Source organism: Spongiibacter sp., assembly GCF_041602295.1.
Lineage (GTDB): Bacteria > Pseudomonadota > Gammaproteobacteria > Pseudomonadales > Spongiibacteraceae > Spongiibacter.
Map to the genome: position 1 here is coordinate 48,869 of NZ_JBFIGO010000005.1, position 21,606 is coordinate 70,474.

General features: G+C 55.5%; 19 protein-coding genes and 1 tRNA gene. All 20 read right to left on the reverse strand.

Going from position 1 to position 21,606, the window contains the following annotated elements; translation table 11 throughout:
• Nucleotides 1-108: 108 nt before the first annotated feature.
• Nucleotides 109-2,535 (reverse strand): endopeptidase La, encoded by a 2,427-nt coding sequence (gene lon, locus ABYM29_RS01935; RefSeq protein WP_372861440.1) that lies wholly within the window; start codon nt 2,533-2,535, stop codon nt 109-111.
• 167 nt (nt 2,536-2,702) lie between these two features.
• On the reverse strand, nt 2,703-3,977 hold the full coding sequence (gene clpX, locus ABYM29_RS01940; protein ID WP_372861443.1) for an ATP-dependent Clp protease ATP-binding subunit ClpX: 1,275 nt from the start codon (nt 3,975-3,977) through the stop codon (nt 2,703-2,705).
• A gap of 110 nt (nt 3,978-4,087) precedes the next feature.
• On the reverse strand, nt 4,088-4,720 hold the full coding sequence (clpP, locus tag ABYM29_RS01945) for an ATP-dependent Clp endopeptidase proteolytic subunit ClpP (RefSeq protein ID WP_372861445.1): 633 nt from the start codon (nt 4,718-4,720) through the stop codon (nt 4,088-4,090).
• A 117-nt stretch (nt 4,721-4,837) separates the two neighbouring features.
• Entirely contained in the window at nt 4,838-6,166 is a 1,329-nt protein-coding gene (gene tig / locus ABYM29_RS01950; protein WP_372861448.1) for a trigger factor, read from the reverse strand.
• 72 nt (nt 6,167-6,238) lie between these two features.
• Nucleotides 6,239-6,323 (reverse strand) — tRNA-Leu (locus tag ABYM29_RS01955).
• Between the two features lie 148 nt (nt 6,324-6,471).
• Nucleotides 6,472-7,647: an acetyl-CoA C-acyltransferase FadA gene (gene fadA, locus ABYM29_RS01960; protein WP_372861450.1), complete on the reverse strand. Its 1,176-nt coding sequence runs from the start codon at nt 7,645-7,647 to the stop codon at nt 6,472-6,474.
• An 18-nt stretch (nt 7,648-7,665) separates the two neighbouring features.
• Nucleotides 7,666-9,813, reverse strand: coding sequence for a fatty acid oxidation complex subunit alpha FadB (gene fadB / locus ABYM29_RS01965; RefSeq protein ID WP_372861453.1), 2,148 nt, complete (start codon nt 9,811-9,813; stop codon nt 7,666-7,668).
• 150 nt (nt 9,814-9,963) lie between these two features.
• Nucleotides 9,964-11,025 (reverse strand): beta-N-acetylglucosaminidase domain-containing protein, encoded by a 1,062-nt coding sequence (locus tag ABYM29_RS01970; protein WP_372861456.1) that lies wholly within the window; start codon nt 11,023-11,025, stop codon nt 9,964-9,966.
• A complete protein-coding gene (gcvT, locus tag ABYM29_RS01975) occupies nt 11,025-12,143 on the reverse strand; it encodes a glycine cleavage system aminomethyltransferase GcvT (protein WP_372861458.1) in 1,119 nt (372 codons plus the stop codon). Before gcvT ends, ABYM29_RS01970 begins: the two co-directional genes overlap by 1 nt.
• 33 nt (nt 12,144-12,176) lie before the next feature.
• Entirely contained in the window at nt 12,177-12,950 is a 774-nt protein-coding gene (locus ABYM29_RS01980) for a TatD family hydrolase (protein WP_372861460.1), read from the reverse strand.
• A gap of 39 nt (nt 12,951-12,989) precedes the next feature.
• On the reverse strand, nt 12,990-13,340 hold the full coding sequence (locus tag ABYM29_RS01985) for a PilZ domain-containing protein (protein ID WP_372861463.1): 351 nt from the start codon (nt 13,338-13,340) through the stop codon (nt 12,990-12,992).
• 147 nt (nt 13,341-13,487) lie between these two features.
• Nucleotides 13,488-14,483, reverse strand: a complete 996-nt coding sequence (locus ABYM29_RS01990; RefSeq protein ID WP_372861465.1) for a DNA polymerase III subunit delta' — start codon at nt 14,481-14,483, stop codon at nt 13,488-13,490.
• Complete coding sequence (gene tmk, locus ABYM29_RS01995; RefSeq protein WP_372861468.1) at nt 14,480-15,121, reverse strand: dTMP kinase; 642 nt, start codon at nt 15,119-15,121, stop codon at nt 14,480-14,482. Before tmk ends, ABYM29_RS01990 begins: the two co-directional genes overlap by 4 nt.
• Nucleotides 15,118-16,176, reverse strand: a complete 1,059-nt coding sequence (mltG, locus tag ABYM29_RS02000) for an endolytic transglycosylase MltG (protein ID WP_372861470.1) — start codon at nt 16,174-16,176, stop codon at nt 15,118-15,120. The genes tmk and mltG overlap by 4 nt, the downstream gene beginning before the upstream one ends.
• On the reverse strand, nt 16,169-16,975 hold the full coding sequence (gene pabC / locus ABYM29_RS02005) for an aminodeoxychorismate lyase (RefSeq protein ID WP_372861472.1): 807 nt from the start codon (nt 16,973-16,975) through the stop codon (nt 16,169-16,171). The genes mltG and pabC overlap by 8 nt, the downstream gene beginning before the upstream one ends.
• Before the next feature lie 26 nt (nt 16,976-17,001).
• On the reverse strand, nt 17,002-18,246 hold the full coding sequence (gene fabF / locus ABYM29_RS02010) for a beta-ketoacyl-ACP synthase II (protein WP_372861474.1): 1,245 nt from the start codon (nt 18,244-18,246) through the stop codon (nt 17,002-17,004).
• A gap of 176 nt (nt 18,247-18,422) precedes the next feature.
• The gene (acpP, locus tag ABYM29_RS02015; protein WP_022957235.1) at nt 18,423-18,659 is read right to left on the reverse strand and encodes an acyl carrier protein; all 237 of its coding nucleotides are present in this window, start codon (nt 18,657-18,659) and stop codon (nt 18,423-18,425) included.
• 200 nt (nt 18,660-18,859) lie between these two features.
• Nucleotides 18,860-19,597 carry a 3-oxoacyl-ACP reductase FabG gene (fabG, locus tag ABYM29_RS02020; protein WP_372861477.1) on the reverse strand — a complete coding sequence of 246 codons (738 nt, stop codon included), beginning with the start codon at nt 19,595-19,597 and terminating at the stop codon, nt 18,860-18,862.
• Between the two features lie 16 nt (nt 19,598-19,613).
• On the reverse strand, nt 19,614-20,552 hold the full coding sequence (gene fabD / locus ABYM29_RS02025; protein WP_372861480.1) for an ACP S-malonyltransferase: 939 nt from the start codon (nt 20,550-20,552) through the stop codon (nt 19,614-19,616).
• Between the two features lie 53 nt (nt 20,553-20,605).
• A complete protein-coding gene (gene plsX / locus ABYM29_RS02030; RefSeq protein ID WP_372861483.1) occupies nt 20,606-21,601 on the reverse strand; it encodes a phosphate acyltransferase PlsX in 996 nt (331 codons plus the stop codon).
• Nucleotides 21,602-21,606: the final 5 nt, after the last annotated feature.

Here is a 21,606-nt window from a genome sequence, read left to right on the forward strand (position 1 = left end):
GCTTCGCGCAGCCCAATATCGCATTTCTGCCAAGCACAGAGACGACGGGGGCTTCAGGCTGATCATTAGATGAACAGATGAAGCCTCACCAAGCGCTATACAAATACACTAATGTGCACTAGGGCGCTTGCCTCCCTGCCCTTCTAAATTCGCCTCAAGTGCTTTTTTATCATCACTGAGACCCGCCAAATATGCTTCCTCTGAAATCTCATCCGGAACGCGCTCAAGCGCTATATTCAGCACTTCATCGATCCACTTAACCGGACGAATATCGAGATCCGCCTTAATATTTTCCGGGATCTCTTTAAGGTCTCGCTCGTTTTCAGCAGGGATCAAGACCGTACGAATGCCACCGCGATGAGCCGCCAACAGCTTTTCTTTAAGGCCGCCAATCGCCAGAACCTCGCCGCGCAGAGTGATCTCGCCGGTCATCGCCACGTCGCTTTTGACCGGAATATCGGTGATCACAGACACCAGCGCAGTACACATACCTATACCAGCAGACGGCCCATCTTTAGGCGTCGCGCCCTCTGGCATATGGATGTGAATATCGTGACTATCGTGGTATTTCGCCGGCACGCCCAACCGTTTTGAACGACTGCGCACCACCGTCATCGCCGCCTGAATCGATTCCTGCATAACATCGCCCAGCGACCCGGTCTGGATATGACGCCCTTTACCAACCACAGAAACCGCCTCTATGGTCAATAACTCACCGCCGACTTGCGTCCACGCCAGCCCGGTTACCTGGCCGACCTTGTTTTCTTCTTCCGCCTTGCCAAAGGTATATTTACGCACACCGAGGTAGTCTTCCAAATTCGCCGATGTCACTTCTATCGGCGAATTATCATCACTCAGCGCGACATTTTTAACAATTTTTCGACACACCTTGGCGATCTCGCGCTCCAACCCCCTGACCCCCGCTTCGCGGGTGTAGTAACGCACAATGTCTTGAATAACATCATCGCCAATCGTCGCTTCTGTTTCTTTCAGACCATTATTTTTCAGCTGTTTGGGGATAAGGTAACGCCGTGCAATATTGACCTTTTCATCCTCGGTGTAGCCGGGGATGCGAATCACTTCCATACGATCCAGCAGGGCTGGAGGAATATTCAGCGAATTGGATGTACAGATAAACATCACATCTGACAGATCGTAATCGACTTCCAAGTAGTGGTCATTAAAGGCGTGATTTTGCTCGGGGTCCAAGACCTCCAGCAATGCCGACGCCGGATCGCCGCGGTGATCCATGCCCATTTTGTCAATTTCATCGAGTAGAAACAGCGGGTTACGCACCGCAGTTTTAGACATTTTTTGGATGACTTTACCGGGCATTGACCCAATATAAGTGCGGCGGTGCCCGCGAATTTCGGCCTCATCGCGCACGCCGCCCAGCGCCATACGAACAAATTTGCGATTGGTTGACCGAGCGATCGACTCACCCAGCGAGGTCTTCCCCACACCCGGCGGTCCAACTAGGCACAATACCGGCCCCTTGACTTTTTTCACCCGTTTTTGAACGGCGAGGTATTCAAGAATACGCTCTTTCACTTCCTCTAAACCGTAGTGGTCGCTGTTCAAAATCTCTTGTGCTCGCTTGAGATCGTGCTTGACGCGCGAGCGCTTCTGCCAGGGGATATTCACCAGCCAGTCGATGTAACCGCGCACCACCGAGGCCTCGGCCGACATCGGCGACATCATTTTAAGCTTGGCGAGTTCAGCCTTGGCTTTCTCCAACGCCTCCTTACTCATCCCCGCATCGGCGACGCGCTTCTCCAGCTCTTCTAGCTCGTTAGCTCCTTCTTCGGTTTCGCCCAATTCGCGCTGAATGGCCTTCATTTGCTCGTTCAGATAGTACTCGCGCTGGCTTTTTTCCATCTGCTTTTTAACACGGCCGCGGATGCGCTTCTCCACCTGGAACAAGTCAATCTCAGACTCCATTACCGCCATCAGGTGCTCGAGTCGCTCACGCTCGTCGCTCATTTCCAACACCGCTTGCTTCTGCTCCAGCTCCATACTCATATGGGCCGCTACGGTATCGGCAAGACGCCCCGGGTCATCAATACCGGACAAGGACGTCAACACCTCGGAGGGAATCTTCTTGCTCAGATTAATGTATTTCTCAAACTGAGAAATCGCCGAACGCAGCATCACCTCCGATTCCTCGGCGGCAATTTTTTGCTCATCTATCGCCACAACCTCGGCGCGGAAATATTCATCCTCCGCCGCGATACTATTTATCTGGGCGCGGTAATCACCCTCAACCAAGACCTTCACCGTGCCGTCTGGCAGTTTTAGCAGCTGCAGGATGTTTGCAACGGTACCAATATCGTAGAGATCGTCAGTGCCCGGCTCATCCACATCAGGATTGCGCTGGGCGGCGAGAACAATTTCCTTGTTGTCGGCCATCGCCAGCTCGAGGGCACGTATCGATTTATCGCGCCCCACGAACAGGGGAATCACCATATGGGGGTAGACCACTACATCGCGTAGGGGAAGCAGCGGCAACTCCAGAGTGTCACGCTTGTCAGCCATTAGCTCGCCTCGTTTTGAAACTGTGGGGGGCCCGCGGGGCTATATGAGATGTAAAATATGCGGGCAGCTATGACCCTAAGATGGGGATTTGAAAGGGGAAATACAAGACTTGACTACAAACAAACTCACAAAAAAGCCGCCTGGGTGAGAGGCGGCTTACTGTTTGCTTACTCGTCTGGCGCAGCCTTGCGCTGATCGCTGTAGACCAGCATCGGCGGCGATTCACCGTTAATCACCGAGCTGTCGACCACCACCTTGCTAACATTATCTGTAGATGGCAGGTCATACATGGTGTCCAGCAGCACCGACTCGAGAATAGAGCGCAGCCCCCGCGCACCGGTTTTGCGAATCATGGCTTTTTCAGCCACCGCGCGCAGGCCGTCCTCCCTAAAGTCGACTTCCACCCCTTCCATATCAAACAGCTTTGCATACTGCTTGGTCAGGGCGTTGCGGGGCTCGGTAAGAATACTCACCAGCGCGTCCGCATCCAGCTCTTCCAGAGTCGCAATGACCGGCAAACGGCCGACAAATTCCGGAATCAAGCCGTAACGCACCAAATCTTCAGGTTCAACATCGGCCAGCACCTCGCCGACATTGCGCGACTCGTCCTTGCTCTTGACCTCTGCACCAAAGCCAATGCCGCCCTTCTCGGAGCGAGCGCGAATAACGCGATCAAGCCCCGCAAAGGCACCACCGCAAATAAACAGGATATTAGAGGTATCAACCTGCAAAAACTCTTGCTGCGGGTGTTTGCGACCGCCCTGAGGCGGAACAGAGGCCACGGTACCCTCGATCAGCTTCAGCAAGGCCTGCTGAACACCCTCTCCGGAGACATCCCGGGTAATCGACGGATTGTCAGACTTGCGCGAAATCTTGTCGATCTCATCGATATAAACAATACCCATCTGCGCCTTCTCGACGTCATAGTCGCACTTCTGCAGCAACTTCTGGATAATGTTTTCAACGTCCTCACCCACGTAGCCCGCTTCAGTCAGCGTTGTTGCATCGGCTATGGTAAAGGGCACGTCCAGCAATCGGGCCAAAGTTTCCGCCAGCAGTGTTTTACCGCTGCCGGTGGGGCCGACAAGAAGAATATTACTCTTGCCCAGCTCAACCTCGTCTTTGCCCTTATCCCCGTGACGCAGACGCTTGTAATGGTTGTAAACGGCAACCGCCAACACCTTCTTTGCCCGCGCCTGACCAATGACATACTGATCCAGTGTGGCGTTAATTTCCTGGGGTGATGGCAGTTTTTCACGACCAGCCTCGCTGACCGCTTCCTGCACTTCTTCACGAATAATATCGTTGCACAGATCCACGCACTCGTCGCAGATAAATACAGAGGGCCCCGCAATCAGCTTGCGCACCTCGTGCTGGCTCTTGCCGCAGAACGAACAATACAGCAGCTTGCCATTGTCATCTGCGCCGTCTTTACTACTCATTAATACTCACCTTGTCAACGTATGGGGCGTATTCATCGCTGATCTTAAAGATGGCCCCTTTTATCCTGTTTTGCAAGTCAGCGCCAGCGGCGCGAACAGCGCCAAACCTCTTAGCTGCGCGACGAAAGCACCTCATCAACCAGACCATAATCGCAGGACTGCTGGGCGTTCATGAAATTGTCACGCTCAGTGTCGCGGGCAATGGTCTCGTAGTCCTGGCCGGTGTGCTCAGCCATCAAATGGTTTAAGCGCTCGCGAATAATCAGGATCTCACGGGCGTGAATATCAATATCCGTCGCCTGCCCCTGGGCGCCGCCGCTGGGCTGATGGATCATTGTGCGGGCATTGGGCAGAATAAAACGCTTGCCCTTCGCACCGCCGCTGAGCAAAAACGCCCCCATACTGGCCGCCTGACCAATACACATGGTGCTGACATCGGGCTTGATAAACTTCATTGTGTCGTAAATTGACAAACCGGCGGTCACCGAGCCACCCGGTGAGTTAATGTACAAATGAATGTCTTTATCCGGATTTTCTGACTCGAGGAACAGCATCTGCGCCACAATCAGATTAGCCATATGATCCTCTACCGGACCGATACAGAAGATGACTCGCTCTTTTAGCAGGCGGGAATAAATGTCGTAGGAACGCTCTCCGCGCGCCGTCTGCTCCACGACCATCGGCACCAGACCGAGGTTGGTTACATTATTGTTGTTGATTCCATCAAAGGAGTTTCGGGACATACTCAATTCTCTTATGTGTCGTGAATTGACTGTTACGTTATGGCATGCCAGAAAAAAATCAAGCGGCGGAACCGAAGTTCAGCCGCTTGACGAAGAGCACTAGTTACTTAAATGCACTCAATCTTCTTCGTCTTCCTGAGCAGGCGGAGACATAACTTCTTCGTAGCTCAAAGTTTCTTCGCTAACTGTCGCTTTTTCAAGAAGTTTCTCAACTACTTCTTCTTCAATCACCATGCCTTCGATCTGCTGAAGCTGCTGCGGCTGGCTCATGTAGTAATTGATAACTTCTTCTTTATCTTCGTAACTGGCTGCCATCTCTTCAAGCGTTGCACGAACTTTGTCGGCATCTGCCTTGATCTCTTCGGCTGCGATCAGCTCGTTTAACACCAGGCCCAGCTTCACACGGCGCTCGGCATTGTCGCGGAACAGGTCATCCGGCAGGATATCGGCAGGGTTAAGCTTCTCTGCCAGGGCGCCAAACTGCTGCATTTGCTGGTTGCGCAATGCATCAATTTCTTGAGAAACCAAGGCCTTGGGCACCTGCAAGTCGGCGTGGGCAGCGAGAACACCATCCATCACCTGAGTTTTAATGCGGGTTTTGGTCGCGTTTTTCAACTCGCGAGCCATATTTTTTTCCACTTCCGCGCGGAAAGCCGCTTCGCCGCCCTCTTCGACGCCAAACAGCTTAAACAATTCCTCGTCCAGTGCCGGCAGCACCTGCTCATTGACCGAGTTAACCGTTACCTTGAACTCCACCGCGGCACCTTTCAGCTCTTCGCTGTGGTAGTCCTCGGGAAAGCTCAACGCGAGAACCTTCTCTTCGCCGGCACTCATGCCAACGATACCGTCTTCAAAACCGGGGATCATACGACCCGAACCCAGCTCCAGATCAGTACCTTCAGCCTTGCCACCTTCAAATTCCTCGCCATCTTTAGTGCCGACGAAGTCGATATTTACCTGATCACCCACTACCGCTGCACGCTCAACCGCTTCCCAGCTGGCGCGCTGCTTGCGCAGGTTTTCGATCATTTTATCCAGGTCAGCATCGGTGATTTCGGCAACCGGCTTCTTCACTTGGATGCTGCTGTAGTCCTTGAGCTCAATCTCGGGAAACACTTCGAAAGTGGCCACGAACTCAATGTCCTTGCCCTCTTCCATGCTCTTGGGTTCGATTTCGGGGCGACCAGCGGGCTTCAAGCCCTGCTCTTGAATCGCCTCGTAGAAGGAGTCATTCATTACCTGACCCAGCACTTCCATACGAACCGATTGACCGAAACGCTGGCGAACGACTTTCATCGGCACCTTACCGGGGCGGAAGCCGTTAAGCTTTACGGTCTTTGCCGCTTCCTGCAGGCGGCTATCTACCGCACTGTCGACACGTGCAGCGGGGACACCTACGATTAAGCGACGCTCGAGACCAGACGTCGTTTCAACTGAGACTTGCATGGAAGTTCCTCAAAAGCGATCTAACACACGAACCGGCAATCTTTGCCCGCCCGCTTAAAGAATTCTATGAAATGGTGCGGATGGAGAGACTCGAACTCTCACGCCTTGCGGCACCAGAACCTAAATCTGGCGTGTATACCAATTTCACCACATCCGCACACTGTAAACCGTTGAAATATAACGATTTAACGTGGATTCGCTCGACTGCCGCCAAACGAGGCCGGAAATTGTGCCACAGGGCCTGCCCGCAATCAAGCAAAGCCCTGTGACAACAGCCTAAGAAAGGCCGGAAGGGACGAGATCGCTTACACGCGCTCGATAATCGTGCTGATACCCTGACCCATACCGATACACATGGTCGCCAGACCAATGCTGGTATCTTTCTGCTCCATCACATTCAGCAGCGTGCCGATGATGCGCGTACCAGAACAGCCAAATGGGTGGCCCAGTGCAATGGCGCCGCCATTGAGGTTCACCTTGTCGTCCATTTTGTCCAGCAGACCAAGGTCCTTCAGCACCGGCAAGGCTTGCGCGGCAAAGGCCTCGTTAAGCTCAACCGTGTCGATATCGTCCATGGTCAGACCGACGCGCTTCAGCGCCTTCTGCGTAGACGGCACCGGGCCGTAACCCATGATTGACGGATCGACACCGGCAACGGCCATGCTGCGCACCTTGGCACGCGGGCTCAGACCGAGATCCATGGCGCGCTGGCCGGACATGACGATCATCGCCGAAGCGCCGTCGGCAATTTGCGAGCTGGTGCCGGCGGTGACCGTGCCATTTTTGGGGTCAAAGGCTGGGCGCAATTGCGACAGACTTTCCAGTGTGGTCTCAGGGCGCACGGTGGTATCGGCTTTCACAAGAATTTTACGACCGGCTTCGTCGTGGCCTTCAATGGCCATGATTTCTTTGTCAAACAGACCCTGCTCCTGAGCCGCGGCAGCGCGCAGGTGCGAACGCAAGCCAAACTCGTCTTGCTGCTGACGGCTGATGCCGTGCAGCATGCCCAAGGCCTCGGCCGTCATGCCCATCATACCCGCCGCACGCGCAACGTATTTGCTGGCCTGGGGATTGGGGTCAACACCGTGGTTCATCGCCAGATGGCCCATGTGCTCAACACCACCGACCAGGAAGGTATCACCCAAGCCAGCAGTGATCGACGCAGCAGCAGTGTGCAGTGCCGACATTGAAGAACCACACAGGCGGCTGACGGTTTGACCGGCAACCTCGTGGGGCAACTTGGTCATCACCGACATCATGCGAGCAATGTTCCAGCCCTGCTCGTTGGTTTGGTTAACACAGCCCCAAATCACGTCTTCGAAAGACGCCGGATCGACACCGGGGTTACGTGCCAGCAGCGCATCTACCAACGCCGCTGACATATTTTCTGCACGTACATTGCGAAAAACGCCATTTTTAGAGCGCCCCATCGCGGTACGGGCGCAATCTACAATCACTACATCATTTGCTTTGAAGTTCATGTTCCAGTCTCCGCCCGATTATTTAAAGAAAGATTCGCCTTTGGCAGCCATGTCGCGCAGGCTGTCAGTTACCTGGTAGAGCTTGCCAAGGTCAGCGTAGCGATCGGCCATTTCAACAAAAGCCTTCACGCCCATTTGGTCGATGTAGCGCAGTGCGCCACCGCGGAATACCGGGAAGCCAATACCCATTACCAGGCCCATATCCGCATCGGCGGGATCGCGAACAATACCTTCATCCAGGCAGCGAACGGTTTCCACACACATCGGGATCATCATACGAGCCAGGATATCGTCGTCGGAAATCTCCTGCTTCTGCTGCTGAGCCTCGGCGGCCATTGCCAGCGCGGTTTCGTCTTCAGCTTTCTTGGGCTTGCCGCGCTTGTCTTCTTCGTATTTGTAGAAGCCGAGACCGTTCTTCTGGCCGTAGCGATTCGCCTCAAACATCATCTGCGAGATGCCTTTGAAGTCGTGGCGCATGCGATCCGGGAAGCCCTCTGCCATCACCTCAGCGGCGTGGAAACCGGTGTCGATACCGACAACGTCCATCAGGTAGGCAGGACCCATTGGCATACCGAAACCTTCCATCACTTTATCGACGTGGCGGAAATCGGCACCATCGCGCACCAACATGTCAAAGCCGGCAAAGTACGGGAACAGCACGCGGTTCACAAAGAAGCCGGGGCAGTCGTTAACCACAATGGGCGTTTTGCCCATTTGCAGGGCGTATTTCACTGTGCGCGCCACGGTCGCTTCGCTGGTTTTTTCACCGCGAATAACTTCTACCAAAGGCATAGCGTGCACCGGGTTGAAGAAGTGCATACCACAGAAATTCTCAGGTCTTTCAAGAGCTTCCGCAAGATAGGTAATGGAAATTGTAGAAGTATTCGAGGCCAAAACCGCATCTTCGCGAATGTGCTTTTCGGTTTCCGCCAGCACCGCGTGCTTCACTTTGGGGTTTTCCACCACGGCTTCAACGATGACATCTGCCGCCTCAAAACCATCGTAGTTCAAGGTCGGACGAATGCTGCTCAGTACCGCGGCCATTTTGTCCGGGGTCATGCGACCGCGCGCCACACGCTTGGACAACAACTTGCCCGCTTCCTTCAGGCCCAATTCCAGACCGGCTTCAGCGATATCCTTCATCAGGATAGGCGTACCCTTGTAGGCCGACTGGTAAGCAATACCGCCGCCCATAATACCGGCACCCAACACCGCGCCCTGCTTAACGTCACCGCCCGCTTTGGCGGCCGCTTTGGCAGCTTTACTAACGCTCTGCTCGTTCAGGAACAGCCCTACCAGCGCGTTGGATTGCGGCGTGCGCACCAGCTTGATGAAGTGATCAATTTCTACTTCAATCGCCTCATCGCGGCTCAATGTCGCGTTGCGCTCCATCGACTTCACTGCCGTTACCGGCGCCGGCATGTTTTTGCCTGCCTGCTGCGCGACCATCGCCTTACCCGTGGTAAAGGCCATCATGCGCTCAATATCGTTCAGTTTAACCGGAGATTTCTTCTCGTCGCGGCGCGCCTGGTAATCAAACTCGCCAGCAATGGTTTTCTTCAGCAGGTCAATCGCTGCTTCTTTCAGCAATTCCGGCGCAACCACCGCATCGACACCGCCATCTTTCAGCGCGGCATCGGGTTTTTGCTGGTTACCGGTGGCCACCCACAAGTTGGCATTGTCGCAGCCGATAACCCGCGGCAGACGCACGGTGCCACCAAAGCCGGGGTTGATGCCCAGCTTCACTTCAGGCAGACCAACGACGGCACTGCTGGACATCACGCGGAAGTCGCAGGCCAGACACATTTCATAACCGCCACCCAGGGCGACACCATTAATAGCCGCCACCGTGGGCACCGGCAGGTCTTCGAAGGCATTGAATACATCGTTGGCTTGCGAGCACCACTGACGCAGCTCTTCGTCTGGCAGCTTGAACAGCTCGGTAAATTCGGTGATATCAGCACCGACGATGAAAACCGCCTTGCCACTGGTAACCACAACGCCTTTTAGACCAGACTCGGCAGCCAGAGCTTTAGTGGCCTCGCCCAGCTCTTCCAGCGTGATACGGTTAAATTTGTTTACGGAATCGCCCTGAAGGTCGAAGCAGAGCTCCGCGATGCCATCTTCCAGAAAGCTTGCGCTTAACGCCTTGCCTTGATAAATCATTGTTTTCCCTCTATTCGAGTTCTCTAGTCGAGATGTTGGCGGCGGCATTTGCCTGAAGCAACATGTTTACCATGTAAACATTCGGGTGCTAAAACTACCGGAAAGCGTAATTTATGGCAAGCCACCAAGTAAAATCTGTCTATTGAGTGATTATTCGGTTAGACAATCGGGGTCAAAACGGTACTCCTCCCTTAGCCAAGCCGCCAATTCAGCCGCTGCGGGATGATCAATGTTGGCCGCCTCCCGCGCCAGGCGCTGCTTGTCGGCCTCAGCCATACCATCGAGGCCGTCGCACTGAAAAATCTGCGCATGCTCTTTGAGTAGCTCAGCCAACTCCCGCGGCAGTGTTGCCAAGGCTTGCGCAAACAGTACATCGCGACTCAGTGACGACTCAGTATAGACCTTAGCCAGGCCCATCAATGGCAGCAGTGACAAATGGAACTGATTCATGGGGTTGACGAAATGACCGCGACACCACTGGGCCAGCCCAGCCGGACGACCGGAAAATGGCAACACATTGAGAAAGCGACTGCTTTTGCGACCGTCATTAACCGGATAGTTATCCCAAAGTAGCGGCTTTCTGCCGAGAATAGCGGCGGCGCGGCGCATATCGGCGGCGCTGTAGCTCGATGAAATCACCTTTGGCCCGGTCCACAATAGGTCGACGTCACTCGCCAGCCCCGCATTCAGCGTAGAAAAATACTCCGCGGGACAAGCGCCAAATAACTCCTCAAGAATCGGGTCTTCACTGTAGTAACTGGGGCACATCGCCACCGGCAAGTCCGGCAGCTGCTGGCGCACCGCGTCAATGACTTCCAACTGCCGGGCGGCGAGCTGGGGAACACCGGCGGGCAGGTCATCGAACAAAATCCACAGCGACGCCGGCTGCAGAGCGGCAATCTGCGCGATCTTGCGCGACAAATCCCGGCGATCATCCGGCCCGAATTTCGCCTGCAGACCGGCCGGTGACAATCCCAGCCCCCAGGCAATACCGGCTTGCGAGGCCGTATCGGACAGTTGTCTCAAGCGTGAAAAATGCGCTTCAGTAAAGTCGTCACGCCAGCGGCTGCGCAGACTAGCGTCGCCCTTGGGCGCATAGATATAGCTCTTGTAGCCCCAGCGAGCGAGCTGAGCCGGCAGCACATTGCGCTGATCCCAGCGCCACTGGCGACCGTAAAAGCCCTCGATAAGGCCCAGTGAAAATTCGGACATTAGCCGCGGTAGTATCGCGGCGCGACAAAGCTGCCACTGCGCAGCGACACCGGCAGCAACTTACCGCGCAATGCTGCAAACAACGGCACACCCTCATCGATGGCGGCCTTGCTGATATAAGCCATCGCGATCGGCCCGCCAGTGGTCGGACCAAAGCCGCCACTGCACACCTCTCCCAAGCGCTCACCCTCGGCATTAACGATGGCACTGTGTTCGCGAACCGGCGCGCGACCTTGTATATCGAGAAGAACTCGCTGCTCGGCAACGCCCATATCCAGTTGACGCGCAATAGCATCGGCGCCGCTGTAACCGCCAGCGCGATCCCCGCCCGGGCGGCGACACTTTTGTATCGCCCACAACAGATTGGCCTCGATGGGGCTGCGCTCACTGTTCATATCGTGGCCATATAGACACAGGCCAGCCTCCAAACGAAGCGAATCACGCGCCCCCAAGCCGATCGCCTCGACCTCAGCTTCCGCCAACAAGGCCCTGGCCAATGCCTCAGCATCGCTGTTAGCCACCGAAATTTCATAGCCATCTTCGCCGCTGTAACCAGAGCAGCTTACCCAGCAAGCCAAGCCGGCGACGCTGACATAGCCGGTATCCATAAACCGCATCGCAGCAGTTGACGGCGCCAGGCGACTCATCACTGCCCTAGCCTGCGGCCCTTGCAAGGCCAGCAATGCGCGGTCTTCCTGCAACTGCAGATCAATACTGTCGGGCAAGTGCCTGCGCAACCAGGCCGCATCGGCGTCCTTACAGGCCGCATTGACCACGACCAGAAAGTCCTCACCGCGGTTAGCGAACATTAAGTCATCGAGTATGCCGCCCTGTTCATTCAACAACAGGCCATAACGCTGGCGCCCCTCGGGCAAGCCAATCACATCCTGCGGCAAAATCTTTTCAAGCTCAGCGGCAATATTGTCTCCACTGAGGCGGATTTGCCCCATATGGGAAACATCGAAAAGGCCAGCGGCATCGCGGGTATGCAAATGCTCTTTCTTCACCCCCAGTGGATACTGAACGGGCATATCGTAGCCGGCAAAGGGCACCATCTTGGCACCCAACTCAACATGAAGGCCGTACAGGGCCGTGCGCTTGAGGCTGGAATCACTCAATGTTTTTCTCCACTAATTTTGCTGCGAAAATATTCACGCAAGTTTGAAAAGTTGGTCGAAATTACGCGTGGTATGAGCCGCGACCTCTGCCAGTGACAAGCCCTTTAGCTCTGCCACACACTCGGCGACCTCGCGCACATATTTTGGCTCATTCTTTTTGCCCCGATAGGGCACCGGAGCAAGATAAGGAGAATCGGTTTCTACCAACAAGCGCTCAATGGGTACGCGCTTGACGACGTCTCGCAGTTCTGCAGCATTTTTAAAGGTGATGATGCCCGAGAAGGAAATATAGTAGCCCATATCCATCGCCGCGCTGGCCATTTCCCAAGACTCGGTAAAACAGTGCAATACGCCGGCAACGCGCGGATCGCCATGCTCGGCAATCAAAGATAAGGTGTCCTCGCGGGCATCTCGCGTATGGACTATCACCGGTTTTCCGCAGCGACTGGCCGCCTGCAAATGGTTAGCAAAACTGCGCTGTTGCTCAACCTTCTTTTCGGCGCTGTAATAGTAATCTAAACCTGTCTCACCAATGGCCACGACCTTTGGCTGGTCGGCCAGCTGCAACAGCGCCTCCACCTCACAAATTTCGTCGCTGATATCCAGGGGATGGATCCCCACAGACGCGTAAATATTGTCAAAGCGCTGAGCGATGTCGACGACAGTGGGGGCATTATTGATATCAATACCAATGCACAGCATTCGCTCGACGCCGCGCTCAACTGCGGCGCTCACTGCAGCAGCTAAGTCGCCGTCATAGGGGGAAAGGTCAATACGATCAAGATGACAGTGGCTGTCTACCAACATAGCGGCAGGGCTTCCAAATTAAAACAGAAAGTGCGGAGATTACATCGTGTGAGTTGGCTTTTCAGACTCCAGAATACCCGCTAGATGAGTCTCAATACGCTGGTGAGCGGTTTGGTCTTCGCCAATGAACTGCACGCCGATGCCCGCCGCCCGATTGCTCTGGGCACCGCGGGGGGTAATCCACACCACCTTGCCCGCCACGGGAATTTTCTCACCCTCGTCCATCAACGTAAGCAGCATAAACACTTCGTCGCCCACCTTGTAAGGCTTAGTGGTAGGCACGAACAAGCCGCCATCGCGAACAAAGGGCATATAGGCCGCATAAAGCACCGCCTTATCACGGATGGTCAGTGACAGAATCCCGTTGCGCGTGCCCTGCTGTCCACTCATTGAACATCCCTCTTAGCCATCAGCATAACGCCCTAATTAGCTTTGCAAAATACCCAGTAAACCGCTGTAGCACTTAGCCAGTCCCAGGCGATGTGGGCAAGGCCTAGAAAACTCCCAAGTGCTGCAGAGGCCTCTTAGCGCACTATATCAATATGCACGCTGCGGCGCACGACCTGCCGCGCAAGCGAACCAATCCAACAACAGTTTTTCCAGCAGCAGGCGCTTGTTCAAGGCCGCACCACGCAACAAAGTAGCACGCAACAACAGCGCCTGTTCATGCAGTGTATACAACTGTGGCAGAGGAATATGTCGAAAAGCCTGCCAACTATCCTGCAGGGGCTGATCCGCGCAGAGGTGCCGAATTAACTCACTTTGACGGCGCAACCACCAATCGAGGATTTGCAGGGCCTCACGATCCTGCCAGTCATCAGCCAATTGCAGGGCAGTCTTGCCCCCCTTCAGCACCTCATTCAAGGCCGCATCCTGAGCCTGCCACTGCGAGAGACCATCGGTTTCAAACAACTGTTGCGCAGCCAGTGGTCGACCGCCCGCCTCGTCCAACAGCTTGGCAGCATCAGCACTGCGGCCCAACTGGGTCTCCAGCCACTGCACCGCCAGCGCGCGTTCCGGCAATGGAAAACTCAATTGCAGGCAACGCGAACGAATCGTCGCCAGTAACTGGCTGGGAGAGTGACTGAGTAGCACCAGCACAGTATCGCCGGCGGGCTCTTCCAAGGTTTTCAACAAGGCATTGGCCGTATAGGGATTCATTGCCTCAGCAGGATGGATCAGCACCAATTTGCGCCCGCCACTGCGGTGAGCACTTTGCCCAGTAAATTGCTGCAGAGCGCGCACCTGATCAACCGCAATCTGCCGCTTCCCCTCCTCCGGGCTCAACTCGCGTACATCGGGATGAGTGCCACTCTTGTGCAAAGCGCAAGCACTGCAGCTGCCGCACGCCAAAAAGGCTCGGGGTTGTTCACAAAGCAAACTGCATAACAGGGCCCGCGCAAAACGCAGTTTACCAATCCCCTCGGGACCGCCTAGCAACAGTGCATGGGGAAAGCGTCCGCCCTCGTAGAGACTGGCCATCTGCTGCCACTGCGGCATTTGCCAGGGGTAGCTCATGGCGATACCCGTCATAGTGCCCCCTCATCCGCCAACAGCGGCCGCAGCGCCACCAGAATATCTGCCTGCACCTTGGCCAGAGGTTGCGCAGCATCGACCACCCTATAGCGATCGGGCTGGGCCGCCGCTTGTTGCAGATAACCGCTACGCACCCGCTCAAAAAAATCGCGATGCTCACGCTCAAAGCGGTCGAGCTCACCGCGCTGCCCGGCCCTGGTCATACCCACCTCCACCGGGGCGTCGAGCAGCAAGGTCATGTCGGGCTGCAGCGAGCCCTGAACCAACTGCTGCAGCTGTGCTATCGCCGCCAGCGACAGCCCCCTGCCAGCACCTTGATAGGCAATTGTCGCGTCGGTAAATCGGTCGCAAACCACCCATTTCCCCTCGGCCAAGGCAGGTAAAATTTTACTCTGCAAATGCTGGGCTCGCGCAGCGAATACCAGCAGCAACTCGGTTAATTCACTCATTGCCTCATCGCGGGGAGCCAATAACAATTCGCGAATAGCCTCGGCCAATGCCGTGCCGCCCGGCTCGCGGGTTTGAATATAGGGAATGCCCTTGCGCTGCAGGCAGTCAACAACAAACGCCATGTTGCTGGATTTGCCGACGCCCTCCCCACCTTCAAGGGTAATAAAACGCGCAGCGCCACTCATCGCCGAGCCTCCGACTTCGCCGGCGATGAACGGTAGTCACTACGACGCTGCAATTGGTAACGGCGCACAGCCGCCTCATGCTCAGCCAAGGTCGCAGAAAACTGGTGACTACCATCACCCTTGGCAACAAAAAACAAGCTGTTTCCCGGCGCCGGATGCAGCGCCGCGTGTATTGCCTCGCGCCCCGCCAAGGCGATGGGAGTGGGCGGCAAGCCATTAATACGATAGGTGTTGTAAGGGTTGCTGTCGTCGCGCAAATCGCGACCACGAATATTGCCGCGGTATTGTTCGCCCATACCGTAAATCACCGTTGGATCGGTCTGCAAACGCATGCCTCGCTGTAAGCGGCGGACAAATACACCGGCAATTTCACTGCGTTCACTGGGCACCCCGGTTTCCTTTTCTATGATTGACGCCATGATCAAGGCATCATACGGCGTTTCGTAAGGCAGTCCCACATCCCGCGCCGCCCACTCCTCGCTCAGCACCTTCACCAACCTCCGGTACGCTCGACGCAGCAGCTCTGCAGGAAGGTCGTCCCGCTGAAAATCATAGGTATCGGGAAAGAACAAGCCCTCTGGGTTGTTTGCCAACGGCTCCTCAATTGCCAATTGCGACCACAATTTCGCACTGTTTTCGAGAGCCTGTTCAGCCAACAACGGGTGATTATCGAGACTGCTTAACAACTGGCTAAGCGTCCAACCCTCGACAAACGTTAACTGATGCCTCAGCACCTCGCCGTCGCGCAGCATGGTCAGCCACTGACCCACCGTAGTGCCCCCGCTGACCCGGTATTCACCCGCGCGAATATTCGCCTTCTCAGGAAACAGACGCCCATACACTTTCAGCAGCTGCGGTTTTGTCAGCCAACCGCGCTCAGCGGCCTGATTCACCGCCGAAGAAAATCCGGTACCGCGACTCAGTACGAAGGTTTCAGAAGATGAAGATAGTTGCAAATCGCTGTCGAGATAGTGCTTTAAATAAGCGCCAGCGAGTAGCAAAGCAATCAACACGGGGAATAATAGCGCGAGTAACACGCGCAAAAGCTTAGACATAAAACAGCGATTCAAAGTGATGTTGTAACTGCCGGCACAACGGCCCAGCTTTCTTGTGCAAACAACCTACGGCAGTTACCGGCCACAGCCCAAACACACTATTACAAAGAAAAATTTCATCGGCAGTGGCCAATGCCGATGGCCCTACACCAGTCACCCGGCAGGCAATCCCATGGTCAGCGGCATACTGCAGAACTTTGTCGCGCATAATACCGGCTACACCGCCGCCCTGCAGTGACGGGGTCAGCAAACCGCCGCTCTTCACCAAAAACACATTGCTGCGCGTACCCTCAACCAGGCGACCGGACAGATCCATCATCAGCCCTTCATCGCAGGCAGTATTAGCCAGTTCAGCCGCCGCCAATACCTGCTCAAGCCGATTGCCGTGCTTTATCCCGGCGAGCTCGGGATTACTCGCCAAGCGTGTATTGCACAACAACAACCTTGCTCCGCGCTGCCAACAGTCACTTCGCGGCGCCGACCATAGCGACAACAGCCGGTCAGCGCAATGATTAGAAGGTTGATAACCGCGGCCACCACTGCGGCGGTAACAGTGAATTTTTAGCACCTGGCGACCACAAGCCGACGCCATCACAGTGTCGCATTCGCGGCGCAATGCCGGCATATCAATATGCATTTGCAAGCGCCGCGCGCCCGCCTGCAAGCGCGCAAAGTGCTCCGCCAACCACAGCGGCCGGCCATCGTTCAGCAAAACGGTTTCAAATACACCGTCGCCATAGGCCTGGGCACGATTGGCAGCGAGTTCGTCAGCGCAGCCAAAGCCGTTAAGCAATGCCACAGTGGCGCCCCTTGGCAAGGCCGCACTCAGCCATCATAACGACTGAACAGCAAGCTGCCATTAGTGCCGCCAAAGCCAAAGGAATTGGACATCGCATAGTCAATGCGACGCGGCTGTGCGTGGTGAGGCACATAATTCAAGGTACAGGCCTCATCGGGCTCGTCGAGATTAATGGTCGGTGGCGCCACTTGGTCGCGGATAGCCAACACGGTGAAAATGGCCTCAACCGCACCAGAAGCCCCCAGCAGATGTCCAACCATCGACTTGGTCGAGCTCACCGCCAGGGACTCTGCGGCACTGCCCATCAAACTTTCAATGGCGCGACTTTCCGCGACATCGCCCGCCACCGTCGAGGTGCCGTGGGCGTTTATATAGTCCACCGCGGAGGCGTCAATTTCAGCATCATGCAACGCCGCTTGCATCGCCGCCCGCGCGCCCCGACCATCTTCTGGCGGCGAGGTCATATGGAAGGCATCGCAACTCATACCAAAACCCTTGAGCTCGGCATAGATATGCGCACCGCGTTTGCGCGCCATCTCGAGCTCCTCCAACACCAGCATGCCCGCTCCGTCGCCCAGCACAAAACCATCGCGCTGTTTATCCCAGGGCCGGCTGGCGGCCTGGGGATCGTCATTGCGTGTCGACATGGCCCGCGCGGCGGCAAAACCGCCCAGCCCCACCGGGGTTGTCGCTTTTTCAGCGCCCCCCACCAACATCGCATCGGCGTCGCCGTAGGCAATCATCCGCGCCGCCACGCCAATATTGTGGGTGCCAGTAGTACAGGCGGTTGCAATAGCGATACTCGGCCCCTGAAGATTGTGGCGAATAGCCATGATGCCCGCGATCATATTTATAATGGCGCCGGGAACAGTAAACGGCGACAGCTTGCGCGGCCCACTGTTCTCCAAAATCATCCGGCTGCTCTCAATCAAGCCAATACCGCCGATACCGGAGCCGATGGCCGTGCCCACACGCTCAGCATTGCTCTCATCTATCTCCAGACCGGCATCCGCCAAGGCCTGCTCAGCCGCGGCAACACCATAGTGGAGAAAGGGATCAAAGCGTTTGGCTTCCTTGGCAGACATATACTCGTCCACCACAAAGTTCTTCACACCGGCCCCAATCCGAGTCGCGAACGCGGATACATCAAAACTGTCAATCGCCGCAACGCCACTGCGACCATCGAGGATTTGCTGCCAGCTCTCCGCCACCGAATTGCCAAGCGGGCTAACCATCCCCATTCCGGTGACAACAACTCTACGCTTTGACATGCTCTCCTCCTAATCTTACAACTGCTTCCGGCAATACCAGCCCTGCAGACGTCCTACCAATAATTTACCGGCAGAATACTAACGTAATCCGTCGCATACTTTATCACCAGGCATAAAAAAAGCCGCTCTATTTGCATAGAAACGGCTTTTTATAACGGCAGCGCCGCTATATAGACTTACTGCAGATTTTCTTTGATGTAGTCGATAGCCAGCTTCACAGTAGTGATTTTCTCGGCTTCTTCATCGGGAATCTCGGTTTCGAATTCCTCTTCAAGGGCCATTACCAGCTCAACGGTATCCAGAGAATCTGCGCCCAGATCTTCTACAAAAGAGGCAGACTCCTGCACGTCGTCTTCCTTAACACCGAGTTGCTCTGCCACAATTTTCTTGACGCGTTCTTCAATGCTACTCATGGTCCTAAATGACTCCTAATTGATTTTAAAGTTTGGAGCGCCTGTGCCCGCCCTCAGGGGGCAGACCAGTCGTTCACCGAAATAGTGATGCGTACGGCCCAGCACTTGGGCGCTAATTCTACATCGACTGCCACGGCTTGTGCATAGCTAAAACTGAAAAAAACGGTATTTCTATAAAGAAATCCATATTTTTCAAATGTTTACGCCATATACATGCCGCCATTCACATGGATAGTTTCGCCGGTAATATAGCCCCCAGCATCACTGGCGAGGAAGCCGACCAATGCGGCGATTTCCTCTGGCTCCCCCAGCCGCTGCAGGGGGATCTGCCCTTTTAGCGCTTCACGCTGCTCATCCGGCAGTTTTTTAGTCATATCTGTATCGATAAAGCCGGGCGCCACACTGTTTACCGTGATACCCCGCGAACCGATTTCCCGAGCCAGGGCGCGGGTAAAGCCATCCATACCCGCCTTCGCCGCCGCGTAATTGGCCTGACCGGCATTCCCCATGGAACCGACAACCGAGCTGATATTAATAATCCGCCCCCAGCGCGCCTTGGTCATGCCCCGCAGGCTGGCCTTGGCAATACGGTAAAGCGAATTGAGGTTGGTATCAATAACATCAAACCACTCCTCTTCTTTCATCCGCATCATAATATTATCTTTGGTAATGCCCGCATTGTTGACCAGTATTGTCGGCGCACCGTATTGCTCAGCAATGGCCTTAAATACCGCATCAACCGAGTCCGAAGAGGCCACATTCAAGGTCATACCACAACCAGTGAGCCCCTGCTGGGCAAAGCTCGCAGAAATTGCCTCTGCACCCGCCTCTGAGGTAGCGGTGCCGACAACGGTATAACCCGCCTTAGCCAATTCCAGCGCTATCGCCTTGCCTATGCCGCGGCTAGCGCCCGTTACCAGAGCAACTTTATCCGTCATTATCTTGCTTCCTTTATTATTGCGCGACCGCAGCCAGTGCGGCCTCAAGAGATTCAGGGCTGTCAACATTCATGCAGTTCAAGGATTTTTGAATACGCTTATTCAAACCGCTAAGCACTTTGCCCGGCCCGCATTCCAGGGTATTTTCCACACCGGCATCTACCATTGCCTGCACACAGCTTACCCATTTCACCGCACTGTAAATTTGCTGGGTCAGCAATTGTTTGATCTGCGCCGGATCACTTTCTGTCTGCGCGTGGACATTGTGCACAACCGGAATAACCGGAGCATTAAGCTGCAAATCCGCCAGTGCTTGCGCAAGTTTTTCCCCAGCGGGGCGCATCAGCGAAGTATGGAAAGGCGCACTTACCGGCAATAGCATCGCCCGCTTGGCACCGGCGCCCTTTAGGGTATCGATAGCCGCCTCCACTGCGGCGGTGTGCCCTGCAATAACCACCTGCCCCGGTGAGTTATAGTTCACCGCCTCCACGACACCCGCGGTGTCATTGCAAATCTCCTCGATCCTGGCATCGTCAAGACCCAGCACCGCCGCCATCGCGCCCTCGCCCACCGGCACTGCCGTTTGCATGAACTGGCCGCGCGCGCGCACTAAGCGCACTGCGTCGGCAAAGTCGATCGCACCGGCACACACCAGCGCTGAAAATTCGCCCAGGCTGTGGCCAGCCATCATCGCCGGGCGCAGGCCACCCTGCTCCTCCCACAGTCGCCACACGGCAACACTGGCGGTGAGCAACACAGGCTGAGTGGTTTCGGTCATATTCAACTGTGATTGCTCGCCCTCTTGGACCAGCGCCCACATATCGTAGCCCAGCGCCTCGGAGGCCTCGGCAAATGTCTGCTTGACGCTTGAAAAAGCCTCACCAAGCTCCGCCAGCATGCCCACTTTCTGTGAACCCTGACCCGGAAAAACAAAAGCAAGTTTCTGCGCTTCCATCAGTACTGCATCCCTTTATACGTGAGTAAAACTATTTATTAAAAACTCGCCGCTTATAATTGTTCGGCGATACGTCGCGGCAACTCCTGCACCAGCGCCCTGCTGGTTTGGCGGATTGCCGCTAAAAAACTGGCCACATCAGAACTGCCGTGACTCTTAACTACCAAGCCCTTCAATCCCAGCAAAACCGCACCGTTGTAATGACGCGGATCGTGGCGGCGCTGAAATCCGCGCAAAACCGGCAACAGCAATAAACCCATCAAGCGCCCCCATACACTCTCACGCAATTGCTCGCGCAAGGCCCTGTTAATATAAGACGCCGTGCCTTCACTCACCTTCAACGCGATATTGCCGACAAAGCCGTCACACACCACTACGTCGACGCGATCGCTAAAGATATCGCCGCCCTCAACAAAGCCGATGTAATTGAGCCGCGGATCCGCCTGTAACACTGCGGCCGTATCTTTCAGCAGCTGCGTACCCTTCACCACCTCTTCGCCGTTGTTCAGCAAACCCACCCGCGGGGCTTCGACACCGTCCACCGAGGCACACAGCGCGCTCCCCATGACCGCAAATTGCCGCAGCTCATCCACCCCGCATTCAACGTTAGCGCCCAAGTCGAGCATATAGGTGTGATGCTGATCTGAGGGTATCGGCGCACAAATTGCCGGCCGCCGAACGCCTTCCAGGCGCTGGACGATGATGCAACCCATAGCCACTAACGCACCGGTATTACCCGCACTCAGTACTGCCGACACCTTGCCATCGCGGAGTAACTCTAGTGCTACGGCCATCGACGACTCGCGCCTACCGCGCAGCGCCTGCGCGGGTTTATCGTCCATCCTCACCACATCGGGAGCGTGAACAATAGCCAGGCGCGCAAAATCGGCACTGGCAGCGGCCAATGCTTGACGAATTGCAGGCTCGTCGCCTACCAGGGTGATATGAAGTTGTGAATTCTCGTTCAGCGCGAGAACAGAGGCGGGAATAGTAGAACGGAGACCGAAGTCTCCGCCCATTGCATCAACGGCTAATCGCAGTGATGCCACGCAAA

Bases quoted from the DNA above. Each gene is read 5' to 3' on its own strand.
- lon (WP_372861440.1), bottom strand. From the start codon at position 2,535: ATGGCTGACAAGCGTGACACTCTGGAGTTGCCGCTGCTTCCCCTACGC.
- clpX (WP_372861443.1), bottom strand. From the start codon at position 3,977: ATGAGTAGTAAAGACGGCGCAGATGACAATGGCAAGCTGCTGTATTGT.
- clpP (WP_372861445.1), bottom strand. From the start codon at position 4,720: ATGTCCCGAAACTCCTTTGATGGAATCAACAACAATAATGTAACCAAC.
- tig (WP_372861448.1), bottom strand. From the start codon at position 6,166: ATGCAAGTCTCAGTTGAAACGACGTCTGGTCTCGAGCGTCGCTTAATC.
- fadA (WP_372861450.1), bottom strand. From the start codon at position 7,647: ATGAACTTCAAAGCAAATGATGTAGTGATTGTAGATTGCGCCCGTACC.
- fadB (WP_372861453.1), bottom strand. From the start codon at position 9,813: ATGATTTATCAAGGCAAGGCGTTAAGCGCAAGCTTTCTGGAAGATGGC.
- ABYM29_RS01970 (WP_372861456.1), bottom strand. From the start codon at position 11,025: ATGTCCGAATTTTCACTGGGCCTTATCGAGGGCTTTTACGGTCGCCAG.
- ABYM29_RS01980 (WP_372861460.1), bottom strand. From the start codon at position 12,950: ATGTTGGTAGACAGCCACTGTCATCTTGATCGTATTGACCTTTCCCCC.
- ABYM29_RS01985 (WP_372861463.1), bottom strand. From the start codon at position 13,340: ATGAGTGGACAGCAGGGCACGCGCAACGGGATTCTGTCACTGACCATC.
- ABYM29_RS01990 (WP_372861465.1), bottom strand. From the start codon at position 14,483: ATGACGGGTATCGCCATGAGCTACCCCTGGCAAATGCCGCAGTGGCAG.
- tmk (WP_372861468.1), bottom strand. From the start codon at position 15,121: ATGAGTGGCGCTGCGCGTTTTATTACCCTTGAAGGTGGGGAGGGCGTC.
- mltG (WP_372861470.1), bottom strand. From the start codon at position 16,176: ATGTCTAAGCTTTTGCGCGTGTTACTCGCGCTATTATTCCCCGTGTTG.
- fabF (WP_372861474.1), bottom strand. From the start codon at position 18,246: ATGTCAAAGCGTAGAGTTGTTGTCACCGGAATGGGGATGGTTAGCCCG.
- acpP (WP_022957235.1), bottom strand. From the start codon at position 18,659: ATGAGTAGCATTGAAGAACGCGTCAAGAAAATTGTGGCAGAGCAACTC.
- fabG (WP_372861477.1), bottom strand. From the start codon at position 19,597: ATGACGGATAAAGTTGCTCTGGTAACGGGCGCTAGCCGCGGCATAGGC.
- fabD (WP_372861480.1), bottom strand. From the start codon at position 20,552: ATGGAAGCGCAGAAACTTGCTTTTGTTTTTCCGGGTCAGGGTTCACAG.